The sequence below is a fragment of the Yoonia maricola genome, from assembly GCF_002797915.1.
GTDB lineage: Bacteria > Pseudomonadota > Alphaproteobacteria > Rhodobacterales > Rhodobacteraceae > Yoonia > Yoonia maricola.
Genome location: NZ_PGTY01000001.1, coordinates 1,102,337 through 1,117,291, shown reverse-complemented (window position 1 = coordinate 1,117,291; position 14,955 = coordinate 1,102,337). Strand labels below are relative to the sequence as shown.

The window sequence follows — 14,955 nt, the reverse complement described above, 5'->3', positions numbered from 1 at the left end:
TGTTTGCTCTTTTTTGGGCCTCAGGACCTGCCGTTATTCGGCAGTGTCATTTGCATCGTTGTACAGATGGCAGGCGGTAAACCGGCCGGGTTGTACTTCACGATAGTCGGGCTCCACGCGCTTGCAGATGTCCATCACAGACGGGCAGCGGGTGCAGAAATTACAGCCCTCTGGCGGGTTCGAGGGCGAGGGGACATCACCTTTGAGGATGATCCGCTCGGTTGTGCGGGCAAGGCTGGGGTCCGGTTCAGGCACGGCAGACAGCAACGCCTTGGTGTAAGGGTGCAGTGGGTCGGCATACAGGCCTTCACGCGGGGCCAGTTCAACGATCTTGCCCAGATACATCACCGCTACGCGCGTTGCGATATGGCGCACCATGGACAGATCGTGGCTGATAAAGAGATACGTGAGACCAAACTGCTCTTGCAGGTCTTCCAGCAGGTTCACGACTTGCGCCTGAATGGACACATCCAGCGCCGCAATCGGCTCATCGCAGACGATGAACTTGGGATTCAAGGCTAATGCACGGGCAATTCCGATCCGTTGTCGCTGGCCACCAGAGAACGCGTGCGGGTATCGTTTTGCAAACTTGCGGTTCAAGCCAACGGCGTCCATCAGCTCGCTGACCTTCTTGCGCTTTTCTGCGTCAGTTCCGGTTGTGTGCTCGTCCAGTGGTTCCTTGATGATGTCTTCGACCGTCATGCGCGGGTTCAGCGATGCTTGCGGGTCTTGAAATACCATCTGCATGGTCGGGCGCATTTCGCGCAGATCAGGCTGCGGGGTTGCACCAATCTCGCGATCATCAATCTGAATCGAGCCTGAGGTGATATCATAAAGGCGCAGTACCGCACGGCCACAAGTGGACTTTCCGCAACCGGACTCGCCGACCAGACCCAAGGTCTCGCCCTCGAAAACGTCAAAGCTGACACCATCAACCGCTTTCACCTCACTCACGCGGCGGCGCAAAAGCCCGGCATGGATCGGGAAATGCATCTTAAGGTCTTTGACCGAAACGAGGGGTTTTTTGCCGTCATCAAGCATCGCGGGGTCCCCTCGTGCGCACATCATAGAAACAGGCCGCATCATGCCCATCGCCCAAATCATAGCGTGGCGGGTTCTCAACAGCGCAGCGATCAAACGCCACATCGCAACGGTCGCGGAACGGACAGGATGTCGGCGCACCGGCCATAATCGGTGGCTGCCCTTCGATGATGGTCAACCGGGCCGCACGCTCACCCTGAATGGTCGGGATCGTCTTCAATAAGGCGCGGGTGTAGGGATGCTGTGGATCGGTAAACAGTGCATGCACCGGGGCATGTTCAACGACCTGCCCACCGTACATTACCATCACACGGTCAGCGATGCCTGCGATGACGCCCAGATCATGGGTGATCCAGATCACCGCCATGCCCAGCTTGTCGCGCAGGTCTTTCATCAGTTCCAGAATTTGCGCCTGAATGGTCACATCAAGCGCTGTCGTCGGCTCATCCGCGATCAAGACTTGGGGGTCGCATGCCAAGGCAATGGCAATCATGACGCGCTGGCGCATGCCGCCAGAAAACTGGTGGGGGTAGTCAAGCAGCCGTTGCTTGGCATCTGGAATGCCAACCAATTCCAGCAATTCCTGCGCGCGGGCAGCTGCCTCGCGTTTGTTCATGCCCATATGCTTGCGCAGCGGTTCCATGATCTGAAATCCCACCTGATACACCGGGTTCAGCGATGTCATGGGGTCTTGAAACACGAAACCAATCTTGCCCCCGCGCACCGACCGCAACTGTTCGGGGGTGACGTTCAACAGATCCTTGCCGTCAAATTTCACGCGTCCACCACGCACATCCGCAGGCGGTGACGGCAAGAGCCCAAGCAACGACATCATGGTCACGGACTTTCCGGACCCGCTCTCACCGACCACTCCTAGTAACTCACCAGGCTTCAGCGAGAAGCTGACGTCATTTACGGCGTGGACTTCGCCACCGCGCGTTTGGAAAACAGTTTTGAGGTCCTGGACATCCAGGACGGGCAGCGCCCCATCGGGCATATAGAACCTCCCAAGTGGTTCAGTCGTCTATATTTTTCGCGCTGATCTTATAATAATCAGTCACCCACTCGCAGACGGTATCATCAAATTTCGATCCCGCAAGTCGAATCCTGTTTGCGGCCCGGCCTTTGACAGGTCACACTGGCATTGCTGTTGTTTTGCGCAGAAAATGATCTCGCATCATCGAAATACGGCTGATCTGGAAAGGACCCATATGACCCTCACTGCCCGAGATTTGATGGATCGTCTTGTGGGTTTTCCCACGGTGAGTCGCGACAGCAATCTGGAATTAATTGATTTTGTTGAGGAATATCTGGAAGGATTCGGCGTCCAATCCACGCGCGTGCCGAACGAAGACGGGACCAAAGCCGCCCTTTACGCTCACATCGGACCGCAAGTGGACGGCGGCGTCGTTCTGTCCGGCCATACCGATGTCGTGCCTGTCGATGGGCAAGTATGGGACACAGACCCTTTCACAGTGACGGAACGTCATGGCAAGCTTTATGGACGCGGTACCTGCGACATGAAGGGGTTTGATGCGTTGGCTCTATCCGCAGTACCGCTGGCGCTAGAGCGGGGACTTAAACGGCCGTTGCAAATCGCACTCAGCTACGATGAGGAGGTGGGCTGCACCGGCGCGCCGCCAATGATCGACCATATGGTCAGCATGGGAATGCCGCGCGCAGATACTGTGCTGGTGGGCGAGCCTTCGATGATGAAAGTCGTGACAGGCCATAAAGGCGGGATCGGCTATCAGATGCATTTTCGCGGGTTCGAGGTGCATTCGTCACTGGCCCCAACCGGCGTGAGTGCCATCATGATGGCCGCCAAACTGATCAATTGGGCCAATGAGGTGAACGACGAAAACGCCGCCAAAGAACCCAGCGATCTGGCGGCAGATTTCTTTCCGCCCTACACCACGCTGCATGTTGGCACGATCAGCGGTGGGACGGCGCATAATATCACCGCCAAGGACTGCCACTTCGGGTTTGGTTTCCGCATCGTACCGGGCGAAGATATCGACACATGGAGAGCGCGGTTCATGGCAAAAGTGGCAGAGCTTGAGGCCGAAATGAAAGCAGTACGGCCTGAGGCGGGGATCACGGCAGAGCCGCTGTTCAACGTACCGGGGCTGGTACCAGAGGATCAAGGCAAGGCCGAAGCGCTGGTGCGCCAACTGACAGGCGAAAACGCCAGTAATGTCGTCAGCTATGGAACGGAGGCTGGACAATTTCAGGAACGCGGCTATTCGGCCGTGATCTGCGGGCCAGGCGATATTGCGCAGGCCCATCAACCAAACGAATTTATTAGCGTCGATCAATTTCAAAAAGGCGAAGCATTCATCGGACGACTGGTGGAAATGCTCGCAAAATAACCCACATAACAAATACCACTCATTGGAGAAGTTTATTATGCCAGTTAAGAATAGGTTTGCGGAGTTACTGCCCGAAATTACTGCGTGGCGTCACGACTTGCATGCGCACCCCGAAATCCTTTTTGACACGCACCGGACCTCAGGGATCGTGGCCGAAAGACTCAAGGAATTTGGCTGCGATGAAATTGTCACCGGCATCGGGCGGACGGGCGTTGTGGGGGTGATCAAGGGCAAGTCTGATACATCTGGCAAAGTCATCGGATTGCGGGCCGATATGGACGCGCTGCCGATGCAAGAAGAAACGGATTTACCCTTTAAATCCAAGGTTGATGGCGCCATGCATGCCTGCGGTCATGACGGGCATACCGCGATGCTGCTGGGGGCCGCGAAATACCTATCTGAAACCCGTAATTTTGACGGCACCGTGGTGGTTATTTTTCAACCCGCCGAAGAAGGCGGTGGCGGCGGCAAGGAAATGTGCGACGACGGCATGATGGAACGCTGGGGTATCCAAGAGGTCTACGGCATGCACAACTGGCCGGGGTTGCCCGCAGGGCAGTTTGCGATACGCCCCGGTCCGTTCTTTGCCGCGGCCGACCAGTTCGAGGTGGTGATCGAAGGCAAGGGCGGGCATGCGGCCAAACCGCACACAACGGTCGATACCACGGTTGTCGCCAGCCATGTGGTGATCGCGCTACAAACCATCACCGCGCGGATCGTGAACCCAACCGAACAGATTGTGGTTTCCATCACCAGCTTTGAAACATCGTCGAAGGCGCATAACGTCATCCCGCAAAAGGTGCACCTGCGCGGGACAGTACGCACCTTATCTGATGAAACGCGCGATCTAGCGGAAAAGTCATTCATCGAAATCGCACAAGGCACGGCCGCTGCTTTCGGTGCGACTGCAACGATTGATTACATGCGTGGCTATCCGGTGATGGTCAATAGCGAAGAGCAAACCGCCTTTGCCGCACAGGTCGCCACATCAGTGGCAGGCTCTTGCGGATACGCAGAGCAGACGATGGGCGGCGAGGATTTTGCCTTCATGCTCGAAGAACGGCCCGGCGCCTATATCTTTGTCGGCAACGGCGAAGGGGCTGAGGTGCACCACCCCGAATATGCGTTCAACGATGAAACAATGCCCGCAGGCTGTTCATGGTGGGCCGAGATTGTCGAGCAACGGATGCCTGCCAGTTGAGACGCTTCAATATCTAACCGGCTGGGTCGCACTGTGCCTCCAACGCATGGCATAAGCCGTCAAGATAGCGATCTTGAACGCCACCCATTGCGTAGATGGATACCAGCTTAGGCTCAAGGTCCGGCAAACCAAGGCGGGCGCCGACATCGACCAAGGGTGCAACGATGGCGACTTGCGGCATGACCGAGATCGCCAAACCAGCAGCAAGCACGGCACGCAATCCGATGGGGTCGGGATGTGACTGCAAAGAGGCGGCATGTGCGCCGCCTTTATCAAGGGCGGCAAAGGCATGTCGGCGCAGATCTCGCGCGTCCTCCAAAAACGCGAGCGGTAAGGGTTTTGTGTCATCATGCACATACTTGTCGCCTGCAACCCAAGACAGTTTTGTGCGCATCGTTGCCTGACGCGCCGCATGGGCACCTTGATCAAACATAAGTGCGACATCAATCTCGCCCTGTTCAAGCAGGTCAATAAGGTCGTGGCTGCGCGCTGTTCTAACGGTGACGCGCCGGGTATTCGTGCGATCTGCGCAGGCTGATATGGCCTTGGGGATGACTGAAAGCGCAAAGGTAATGGTTGTTCCCAATCGCAAGGGCGTCATACCAGCCGCAGTTTCGGGACGGCGTGCCATTTCATCTGTCAGGGCCAGCAAGCGACGGGCTTGCACAAGAAAGGCGGCACCATCTGCCGTAATCGTCACAGGTTGACCGCGCCCCCGTTTGATCAGCGTCCTGTCCAATTGCTGCTCCAAAAGCATGACGTGCGTACTAATTGCTGATTGTACGGTATTGGCGCGCGCGGCTGCCGTCGAAAAGCTTAGCGTTTCGGCGACAGAGACGAAGCTTTCAATATGCTTTAGATCGAATGCCATAGGTATCTTCATAATCGATTTTTATTATCAATAAAAACTGTTTTACGAATTGCAGAAAGGCTTTTAGCCAATCGCCATGACGTTTGAATCCTACCTTGTCGCGGCCTTCGCCGTTATCATCACAGGTATCTCCAAAAGTGGTTTTGCGGGCGGGCTTGGGATACTTGGCGTGCCCTTGGTGGCGTTGACCATGCCACCCCAAGCAGCAGCGGTGCTTTTATTGCCTGTTCTGATCGGCATCGATATGCTGTCAGTATGGCGCTACCGCGCGGCATTGAAACCGCGCATGATCGGCTTTCTGCTTCCCGGAGCCAGTATTGGAATTGCCCTTGGAATGTTCAGCTTTTCAAGGGTTAACCCAGACTACCTCCGCATCGCTATCGGCATCATGGCCATTGGATTTGTTGCCCGTTTTGTGTGGTCAAAGGGGGCCGCTGCGCAGATCCATGTAAGGCAAAACCGGGGGGGCGTTTTGATCGCAAGCGTGCTATCAGGATTTGCAGGATTTGTGGCGCATGCGGGCGGCCCGCCAATCAAAGGCACGTTGCTGGGGATGAATCTCGACAAGACCGCCTTCGTTGGGACAAATGCGTTTTTCTTCTTTCTGCTCAATCTTGCCAAGGGGGGCGGGTATGCTGCACTCGGTTTGTTCTCGACGCATGGTCTATTGGCGTCAGCCTCGCTCGTGCCGTTTCTGGTGATAGGTGTTTGGCTTGGTTTCAGCTTGCACAAACGCGTGCCTCAGCAGGCTTTTATGCGCTTGGCCTACGGTTTGCTCGCAGTGGCCGGGTGTAACCTATTGGTTCTGGGTGTCGTCTCGGTTTCCGGCGCGGCTGTTGATTGAAGATGCGTTGGCGATCACCCCCGTATCACCCACCCGTATGCGACATATGCCGACTGACCTGCCCATCGACCTGCTGGCGCGAATAATCAAAATCGTGCCCCTTCGGCTTCAGCGCAATCGCCGCACGGATGGCGTTTTCCAGATCTGCATCGGCTTCGGACGCCCGCAAAGGTGCCCGCAGGTCTGAATGGCCTTCTTGGCCGAGGCATGTGTAAATCTCGCCTGTGCAGGTAATCCGCACACGGTTGCAGCTTTCGCAGAAGTTATGGCTAAGCGGTGTAATAAACCCGATTTTCTGACCCGTCCGCTCAACCCGCACATAGCGCGCAGGACCGCCCGTCTTTTCCGGCAGATCAGTCAGCTCCGAGCGTGCGGCCAGCCGCGCGCGCAGGTCTTCGAGCGACCAATACTGGCCAAAGCGGTCTTCATTGCCCAAATCACCCATTGGCATGACCTCGATAAAGGTCAGGTCCATATCGCGAGATGCGCACCAGTCGGTCAGCGTCTCAAGTTCATCCTCGTTAAAGCCCTTCAGCGCGACGGTATTGATCTTCACCCGCAAGCCTGCCTTTTGGGCTGCATCAATACCACGCATCACCTGGGGCAGGCGGCCCCAGCGCGTAATCTCGGCAAACTTCGCCTCATCCAGCGTATCAAGCGAGATATTGATCCGTCTTACCCCGGCGGCAAACAGATCATCCGCGTATTTCTCAAGCTGGCTGCCATTGGTCGTCAGCGTCAATTCATGCAGCGCGCCGCTTTCCAGATGCCGCGACATGCTTTGGAAAAACGTCATGATGCCGCGGCGCACCAAAGGTTCGCCCCCCGTAATGCGCAGCTTTCGCACGCCAAGTCGGACAAAGGCCGAACACATGCGGTCCAGCTCTTCGAGCGTCAGCAGTTCCTTCTTAGGCAGGAAGGTCATATTTTCGGACATGCAATACACACAACGAAAATCGCAGCGGTCCGTGACCGACACCCGAAGGTATTCAATTGTGCGGGCAAAGGGATCGATCAAGGGCTCTGTCATACCCGTTAACCTATGCTTGAGCGTACCCCTGCGCAAGCGCCAAGCGCGCCGTTGCACGCAGGCCATTCGCAGCATAATGTCGCGATATGAGACTGATTTTGATCCTGCCCATCGCCGCAGTTGCTGGCTGTTCCACCCCCTCTTTTCAAGGCTTGTTCGGGACCACGCAACCCCCTGCCATCACCGCGCCTACGCCTACGCTGGATCCCACACCGCCACCGCCACCGCCTGCAAATGCTGTGACTGCTGACGAATTCGACACGACGAGCGAGGAAGATCGCGCAGCCGCTGTGGTTGAAGAAGAACCTGCCGGTGATCAGGCCCTAGGCACCACGATTGCCGCCTTGGGACCACCAGCAGAGCCGGGTATCTGGCTGAAGACGCCGTTGGTGGATGCACTGACCCCAGGTCGGATCAGCTATCAGGGCAAGACCATCAATGTTGAACTACGCCCTTCAGGCGGGGCCGCAGGCTCTGGCAGTCAGATCAGCCTTGCCGCGATGCGCCTGATCGAGGCACCTTTGACGTCATTGCCGGAACTGACGGTTTTTGCGACTGGCGCCTAGGCGGCAGCTGGTCCAGATCGTCACTGCGATTACTGCATGAAAAAGGCACGGATCATCATTGTCGCATTACTCCTCTTTGCGGCGGGCACCATGACGCAGGCCCAAGACTATAGCTTTGACAGGGGCTGTCGCGTTGTATCGGCAGATGGCACGACGCAGTTTCAGCTTTTGAACATCCTTGCTGATTTGCCAGCTGCCACAAAAAGGTGGCTTGCGACGGTGCCAGACAATGGCGGTATCATACAGGTACCGGGGCTCGATGTCGTTCATGATGGTCGGATGATCACCAGCTTTGTCCTGACGACCGATGACTGGGTCATTTTGGATGGAATCACTGTTGGAATGACAACAAGCGATGTTGTGGCAACAGAGGCCACTCTTGACGAGCTGGGGGGTGTATTTGGTGATACGATGGATGATCCGTACCGGTTATGCGTCATCGATTTAGAAGTTGGCAAAGACGGCACTGTCACGAAAATAACAACGTTTCATGCGCCCATGTCGATCACATGGCTGCCAGAGCCGCCCATGCCAGCCCCTGAATGACCAGCGAAGCCCGGACCTGCGCCTTACTCAGGCAGCTTGCGCCCGGCCTCTTTCACTGCAAAGGGCTTCATGTCGGCACCATGACGATCCAGAAAGTGGCGCACCCGTTCCGGATCATGCTTTGACAGCTCACGCAGCCACCATGCGATTGCCTTTTGTATAAACCAGTCATGGTCGGTGACATAGCCAGCGGCCCATCCCAACACCCGGTCACGAATTGCCAGATCGGCAGGCTTGGGGTGGTTCTGCTTGGTCCAAGGCAGCGTCATTACAAGTGCTGCGCGGCGCGTCCACATGTGATCTGACGTGGTCCAGCGTGCGACCTGATCAAGGCGGGTTGGGTCCGCGACCAGCCGCTTCTGCCCTGCAATACTCGCATGATCGGCCACAGCCCACGCATCGAATTCGGGGACCCATGACACAATCAACGCCCAAGCGCCTGCATCATCTGGCCTGATCCTTGCTTGAGTAAGTAGTTTGGCCGCTGCAATGCGCCCTTCATGTGTGTTGCTTTTCCAAAGGCCCTTGGCAAGCGCCAGCCGCTGCTCAAGATCAACCTCGGCGCGCCATGATTTGACCTGTTCGTCGATCACAGGGTTGGCCACGCCCAGATAGGGGCGATCCACCTTGTGGTACTTGTGCATCTCGGCCGCTTTGACCGGATCACCCAAAGCGCGCAAGGCGGCAATCGCGGCCTTCGGCGTCATGGCAGAATATCCGTGGGCAGGCCATCCAGCGTGGTCTGGTTGCGTTCTTCCCAATAGCGCGCGACACCGTCTTCGCCTTTATCAGCGGTCCATTTCAGTAGCGTCTCACGGTCGCCCTTCTGCTCCATAAAGGGGACAGCATATCCACAGGATGTCTGCACCATGTCAATGGTTTGCACATAGATCTGACGGGCGCCGGGCAGGGCGGGCAGTTGGGCCGCCATGTCATCCCACGCCGCGTCACGCGGATGCAGGGTCCGCGCAGTGCCATAGGTACGCAGGATTTGCGGTTTGATGTCGAAACTGCACCACATCAGCGTCATACGTGGGTGATCCAGCAAGTGCCCCGCCGTCTCATTCCCGCTGCCTGTCACATTGACGTAGGCGATCGTATTGGCGTCCAGCACCCGTAGACTATCCATGCCTTTGGGCGAGATATTGACCTTGCCATCGCGCGCCGCCGTGCCGGTAAAGAACATCGGTTGCGCCGCGATGAATGCCATATGCGCGTCGTCGAGGTGATCGAATTGCTTGCCCATTATTCCACCGTCACTGATTTTGCGAGGTTGCGGGGTTGGTCCACATCCGTCCCTTTGGCGACCGCCGTATGATAGGCCAGCAGTTGTGCGGGGATCGCATAGAGGATCGGCGCAAGGAAGGGATCAATCTCGGGCATGATGATCGTGTCCCAGACACCTTCACCAGCTTCATCCGCGCCTTTTTGATCGGTGATCAACAAGACCTTACCGCCGCGCGCCATAACCTCTTGCATGTTGGAAACGGTTTTGTCGAAGAGGCTATCGCGCGGCGCCATGACGATGACAGGCACGTGTTTATCGACCAACGCGATGGGGCCATGTTTTAATTCGCCAGATGCATAAGCTTCTGCGTGTATATAACTGATTTCCTTTAACTTTAATGCACCCTCAAGTGCGAGGGGATACATTGCACCACGCCCCAAGAATAGAATATCCCGCGCCTCCGCCAGTTTGCGCGAGATATCTTTCGAGGTCTGCTCAATCCCAAGCGCATGGTTCATCAAACCCGGCAAGGCGCGTAAGGCGGTCAGTTTCTCGGCCAATTCCACATCGCTCAGCTTGCCACGCATCTGTGCTGCACGCAGCGCGAGGATCGCCAACGTCGTGAGCTGACAAGTGAATGCTTTGGTCGAGGCGACCCCAATCTCGGTTCCAGCCAAGATCGGCAAAGGTAGGTCACTTTCCCGCGCGATAGAGCTTTCGGGCACGTTGACGACCGACATAATCTTATCTGCCTTGCCCTCCATATACCGCAGTGCGGCCAACGTATCGGCGGTCTCACCCGATTGGCTGACAAACAGCGCGACGGTTCCGGCCGTCACAGGCGGTTCGCGATAGCGGAACTCGGATGCCACATCGACCTCCACCGGCACGCTCGCGATCTGTTCGAACCAATATTTGGCCACCAGACAGGCGTAGAACGCGGTGCCGCAGGCCACCATTGTCATCCGCTCGACTTTTGCAAAGTCGATCTCAGGCTCGGGCATTGTCACAGCCGTGCCATCTGCACTGATGTAATGCGACAGCGCGCCTTGCAGCACGACAGGTTGTTCGGCGATTTCCTTGGCCATGAAATGCTTGAACCCGCCCTTATCAACACGCGTTGTGTCAATCTGGATCGCCTTAACAGCACGGTTAGCTATCGCGCCATTCACATCCCGAATTTCAACGCCATCGCGTGTAACCACCGCCCAATCACCCTCTTCGAGATAGCTGATCCGGTTGGTCATTGATGCGAGCGCGATGGCATCTGAGCCCACGAACATTTCACCGTCACCATATCCAATTGCCAACGGTGGGCCTTTGCGCGCGGCGATCAGCAGATCGTCTTCGCCATCAAAGAGGAAACACAGGGCATATGCGCCTTCGAGCCGCGCAATTGTCTGCTCTGCAGCATCGCGCGGGCTTAACCCCTTATCGCGATAGTAATTGGCCAACAATGCCACGGTTTCCGTATCCGTATCAGTTTCAAATCCAATGCCTTGGTCAGCCAGAAAGGCGCGCAACTCGCGGAAATTTTCGATAATCCCATTATGTACAACAGCCACACTGCCCGCACGGTGCGGGTGGGCGTTGCCTGCATTGGGCGCGCCATGCGTCGCCCAACGCGTATGGCCAATACCCGCTTTGCCGGGCAGGGGATCATGCACCAGAACGTCTGACAGGTTCACCAGCTTGCCTACGGCACGTCGCCGGTCCAGCCGCATATCGTTGATCGTGGCAATCCCGGCGCTGTCATAGCCGCGATATTCTAATCGTTTCAGGGCCTCGACCAATAAAGGTGCCGCCTCGTGATCGCCTAATACACCAACAATGCCACACATGGTTAAGACCCTTTTGCTTTTCTGGCTTTCAGTTTTTCAAACAGGCGCACCGCAAAGCCTGCCTTGTTTTCTTGTTTCGCGCGGGCGATGGCCAAATCACCAGGGGGCACGTCTTTTGTCACAACCGATCCGCTGCCCGTCATCGCTGCATCACCCACGTTTACCGGCGCCACAAGCATGGTGTTGGAGCCGATAAACACATCCTCACCAATCGTCGTTTTATGCTTGAACACACCATCGTAATTGCAAGTAATCGTGCCTGCGCCAATATTGCTGCTCGCACCGATAGAGGCATCACCGATATAGGACAGGTGATTGACCTTGGCCCCTTCAGCCACTTGCGCATTCTTGATTTCAACAAAATTACCGACCTTCACACCCTCGGCCAGTTCTGCACCGGGGCGCAGCCGGGCGTAGGGGCCGACGACGGCATCGCGCGACACATGGCAGCCTTCCAGATGGCTGAACGCACGGATCATGGCGCCGGATTCGACCGTCACACCGGGGCCAAAAACGACATTGGGTTCAATCACCGTGTCACGTCCGACCACCGTGTCATAGGCGAAGAAAACAGTTTCAGGTGCAGTCAGTGTCACCCCGTCGGTTTGCGCCGCAGCGCGGGCTTGTGCCTGAAACAGTGCCTCCGCGTTGCTAAGCTCTGCACGCGAGTTGATGCCCAATGTTTCGGTCTCATCACAGCGAACGACTGTGGCTGAAAGCCCGCGGGCGCGGGCGATGCCAATAATGTCGGTAAGGTAGTATTCACCTGATGCGTTGTCATTGCCAACCGCATCAATCAGATCAAAAAGCGTTGCGCAATTCGCTGAAATAACACCACTGTTACAGAGTGTTACTGCGCGCTCTTTGTCTGTGGCGTCCTTGAATTCCACAATCCGATCCAGCTGATCATCCTTTATGATCAACCGCCCATAGCGCCCAGGATCAGCTGCCTCGAACCCCAGCACAACAACGTCATGGGTCAGGCGCGCGGCGGTCATGGCTGCCAGCGTTTCAGGTTGGATAAACGGCGTATCGCCATAAAGCACAAGCGCGTCACCATCGAACCCGGCCAACGCATCGCGGGCTTGTCCCACGGCGTGGCCGGTCCCCAACTGTTCGGACTGGATTGCGACCGTCACATCGGGGTCATAGGCCTTGGCTGCTTTCTCGACCAATTCAGACCCATGCCCCGCCACCACGACAGTGCGTTCAGGATCAAGTGCCGCGCCTGATTTCATCGCATGCACCAGCATAGGTGCGCCCGCGATTTCATGCAGCACCTTGGGCATATCAGAATTCATGCGCGTGCCCATGCCTGCGCCCAGAATAATAAGTGCGGTTGCCATTGCTGCCTCGAACCTTGTTGTTGCCTGCGACTTCTACTGCCCTTTTTGATTATCACAAGGGGATGGGGGTTCACATCAGTTTACATGGCGTTACAGAAGAAACAGATAATCAAAAGGGAACCCCATGAGCAAACGCACTGTGATCTTCGATCTTGATGGCACGCTTGCTGACACCAGCGGCGATCTGATCGCAGCGGCGAACACCTGTTTTCGGGGGCTGGGGTTGGGTGACCTGCTTGATCCGGCGACGGATGCCGCGACCGCGTTGCGCGGCGGGCGGGCGATGCTGACCTTAGGTTTTTCGCGGGTAGAAGGGTTCGGCAAAGCCCAAGTGGATGCGCAATACCCGGTTTTGCTAGCTGCCTATGCCGAGGATATCGATACGCATACAGTCATGTACCCCGGTGCGATGGATGCGGTCGCACGCTTGCTGTCTGCTGACTATGCCGTGGGAATTGCGACGAATAAGCCCGAAGGCCTTGCAGAAACACTCATGACCAGCCTTGGCGTGCGCGATGCCTTCGCATCGCTCATCGGCGCAGATACGCTGCCGGTCCGCAAGCCGGACCCCGAACATCACTTTGAAGCGGTCAGACGGGCAGGTGGCAATCCCAAGCGCTCGCTCCTGGTCGGTGACACGGCCACCGACCGCGATACATCCCGCAACGCCGGTGTACCATCGGTTCTGGTCACATTCGGGCCGGGGCGCGATGATGTGCTCGCCCTTGATCCTGAGGCGACGATCGACAGCTATGAAGACCTTGATGCGGTCGTGACCCGCCTGATTGGCTGAATTGGCCTTAAAGCCTGTGCCAAAGTGGCCATTTGACGTTGCCTGAAACCGCTTACACAATAACATTATGACAGAGATATTTACCGGCAGCTTCACCCAACAAGAACCCATCCCCGAAGCAGGGATCGCCGCGGCCAACGCTGTGATGCAATCGGGGCGCCTGCACCGCTATAACACCAGCGGGGATGAAATCGCAGAAGTGGCACTGCTGGAAGAAGAATTCGCAGAAACAGTAGGGTCCAAATACTGCCTTGCGGTCGCCTCTGGCGGTTACGCGATGACGACGGCTTTGCGCGCCACCGGTGTGCGGCATGGTGATAAGGTGCTGACCAATGCCTTCACGCTCGCCCCTGTGCCGGGCGCGATTGCAGCGGTGGGTGGCGTGCCAGTCTTCGTTGGCGTGACCGAAGACCTTGTCATCGACCTTGATGATCTTTCCGCCAAACTGGACCAATCCAACGTGCTTCTGCTGAGCCACATGCGCGGCCATATCTGCGATATGGACCGCCTGATGGCGATGTGTGACGCGGCAGGTGTGACTTTGATCGAGGATTGTGCACATACGATGGGGGCCGCCTGGAACGGCGTCCCAAGCGGGCGCTGGGGGCGGTTCGGGTGTTACTCGACTCAGACCTACAAACACATCAACTCCGGCGAGGGTGGTTTCTTGATTTGCGACGATGCCGAAGATATGGCGCGGGCGATCATGCTGTCTGGCAGCTATATGCTCTTCGAAAAGCACCGTGCCGCACCACCGGTCGAAACCTTCGCCAAGATCAAATACGAAACACCAAACATCTCTGGCCGTATGGACAACCTGCGTGCAGCAATCCTGCGCCCGCAGCTACGCAACCTTGCAGAGCAAGCAAAACGCTGGAACGCGCGCTACCGCGTACTTGAGGAAGGTCTGGCCAACACCCCCGGCCTACGCCTGATCCCGCGCCCTGAGAAGGAAGAATTCGTCGCCTCGTCCTTTCAGTTCCTGTTGCTGGATTGGTCACCAGAGACGGTTCAATCCGTCCTGGATCGATGCACCGCACGCGGGGTTGAGCTCAAGTGGTTCGGCGGTGCTGAACCCAAAGGTTTCACCTCGCGCTACGACAGTTGGCAATACGCGCCTTCCAGCCGAATGCCGGCTTCTGACCGCGTATTGGCAGGCGTCGTGGACATGCGTCTGCCATTGACCTTCAGCCTTGAGGATTGCGCTCTGCTCGCCCGCATCATTCGTGCAGAAGTCTCTGCGGTTTATCAAGGTGATGTCGCGGCTGAATGACTT

General features: G+C 56.9%; 15 protein-coding genes. 7 read left to right on the top strand and 8 right to left on the bottom strand.

The genetic code is table 11. The features are described 5' to 3' along the window. Positions 1-33: 33 nt before the first annotated feature. Positions 34-1,041, bottom strand: a complete 1,008-nt coding sequence (locus BC777_RS05670) for an ABC transporter ATP-binding protein (protein WP_100367141.1) — start codon at positions 1,039-1,041, stop codon at positions 34-36. After that, positions 1,034-2,038: an ABC transporter ATP-binding protein gene (locus BC777_RS05665; protein WP_100367140.1), complete on the bottom strand. Its 1,005-nt coding sequence runs from the start codon at positions 2,036-2,038 to the stop codon at positions 1,034-1,036. The genes BC777_RS05670 and BC777_RS05665 overlap by 8 nt, the downstream gene beginning before the upstream one ends. 214 nt (positions 2,039-2,252) lie before the next feature. Between BC777_RS05665 and argE the strand changes: the two genes are divergently transcribed. Both argE and BC777_RS05655 read left to right on the top strand, forming a co-directional pair. Continuing rightward, a complete protein-coding gene (argE, locus tag BC777_RS05660) occupies positions 2,253-3,413 on the top strand; it encodes an acetylornithine deacetylase (protein WP_100367139.1) in 1,161 nt (386 codons plus the stop codon). Between the two features lie 37 nt (positions 3,414-3,450). Beyond that, a complete protein-coding gene (locus BC777_RS05655) occupies positions 3,451-4,614 on the top strand; it encodes a M20 aminoacylase family protein (protein WP_100367138.1) in 1,164 nt (387 codons plus the stop codon). Between the two features lie 13 nt (positions 4,615-4,627). On the opposite strand, the gene BC777_RS05650 is transcribed toward BC777_RS05655, so the two are convergent. Next, positions 4,628-5,485 (bottom strand): LysR family transcriptional regulator, encoded by an 858-nt coding sequence (locus BC777_RS05650; protein ID WP_168769083.1) that lies wholly within the window; start codon positions 5,483-5,485, stop codon positions 4,628-4,630. Between the two features lie 76 nt (positions 5,486-5,561). Here BC777_RS05650 and BC777_RS05645 point away from each other — a divergent pair, with 76 nt between their 5' ends. Then, on the top strand, positions 5,562-6,329 hold the full coding sequence (locus BC777_RS05645) for a sulfite exporter TauE/SafE family protein (protein WP_100367136.1): 768 nt from the start codon (positions 5,562-5,564) through the stop codon (positions 6,327-6,329). Positions 6,330-6,354: 25 nt separating this feature from the next. Here BC777_RS05645 and moaA read toward each other — a convergent pair whose 3' ends face one another. Then, on the bottom strand, positions 6,355-7,359 hold the full coding sequence (moaA, locus tag BC777_RS05640) for a GTP 3',8-cyclase MoaA (protein ID WP_100367135.1): 1,005 nt from the start codon (positions 7,357-7,359) through the stop codon (positions 6,355-6,357). 86 nt (positions 7,360-7,445) lie between these two features. On the opposite strand from moaA, the gene BC777_RS05635 reads away from it, so the two are divergent. Together BC777_RS05635 and BC777_RS05630 are read left to right on the top strand one after the other, a co-directional pair. Continuing rightward, complete coding sequence (locus BC777_RS05635) at positions 7,446-7,925, top strand: D-galactarate dehydratase (RefSeq protein WP_245834174.1); 480 nt, start codon at positions 7,446-7,448, stop codon at positions 7,923-7,925. Positions 7,926-7,961: 36 nt separating this feature from the next. After that, a complete protein-coding gene (locus BC777_RS05630) occupies positions 7,962-8,471 on the top strand; it encodes a hypothetical protein (RefSeq protein ID WP_100367134.1) in 510 nt (169 codons plus the stop codon). A gap of 23 nt (positions 8,472-8,494) precedes the next feature. On the opposite strand, the gene BC777_RS05625 is transcribed toward BC777_RS05630, so the two are convergent. Genes BC777_RS05625 through glmU form a run of 4 tightly spaced genes read right to left on the bottom strand, consistent with a single transcriptional unit; the run spans position 8,495 to position 12,886 of the window. After that, the gene (locus BC777_RS05625) at positions 8,495-9,178 is read right to left on the bottom strand and encodes a DNA alkylation repair protein (protein WP_100367133.1); all 684 of its coding nucleotides are present in this window, start codon (positions 9,176-9,178) and stop codon (positions 8,495-8,497) included. Then, positions 9,175-9,717 (bottom strand): pyridoxamine 5'-phosphate oxidase family protein, encoded by a 543-nt coding sequence (locus BC777_RS05620; RefSeq protein WP_100367132.1) that lies wholly within the window; start codon positions 9,715-9,717, stop codon positions 9,175-9,177. The genes BC777_RS05625 and BC777_RS05620 overlap by 4 nt, the downstream gene beginning before the upstream one ends. Continuing rightward, the gene (gene glmS, locus BC777_RS05615) at positions 9,717-11,540 is read right to left on the bottom strand and encodes a glutamine--fructose-6-phosphate transaminase (isomerizing) (RefSeq protein WP_100367131.1); all 1,824 of its coding nucleotides are present in this window, start codon (positions 11,538-11,540) and stop codon (positions 9,717-9,719) included. The genes BC777_RS05620 and glmS overlap by 1 nt, the downstream gene beginning before the upstream one ends. Before the next feature lie 2 nt (positions 11,541-11,542). After that, positions 11,543-12,886 carry a bifunctional UDP-N-acetylglucosamine diphosphorylase/glucosamine-1-phosphate N-acetyltransferase GlmU gene (glmU, locus tag BC777_RS05610; RefSeq protein ID WP_100367130.1) on the bottom strand — a complete coding sequence of 448 codons (1,344 nt, stop codon included), beginning with the start codon at positions 12,884-12,886 and terminating at the stop codon, positions 11,543-11,545. Between the two features lie 124 nt (positions 12,887-13,010). On the opposite strand from glmU, the gene BC777_RS05605 reads away from it, so the two are divergent. Together BC777_RS05605 and BC777_RS05600 are read left to right on the top strand one after the other, a co-directional pair. Next, positions 13,011-13,679, top strand: coding sequence for an HAD-IA family hydrolase (locus tag BC777_RS05605; RefSeq protein WP_100367129.1), 669 nt, complete (start codon positions 13,011-13,013; stop codon positions 13,677-13,679). Between the two features lie 67 nt (positions 13,680-13,746). Continuing rightward, positions 13,747-14,952, top strand: coding sequence for a DegT/DnrJ/EryC1/StrS family aminotransferase (locus BC777_RS05600; protein ID WP_100367128.1), 1,206 nt, complete (start codon positions 13,747-13,749; stop codon positions 14,950-14,952). Positions 14,953-14,955 lie beyond the last annotated feature (3 nt).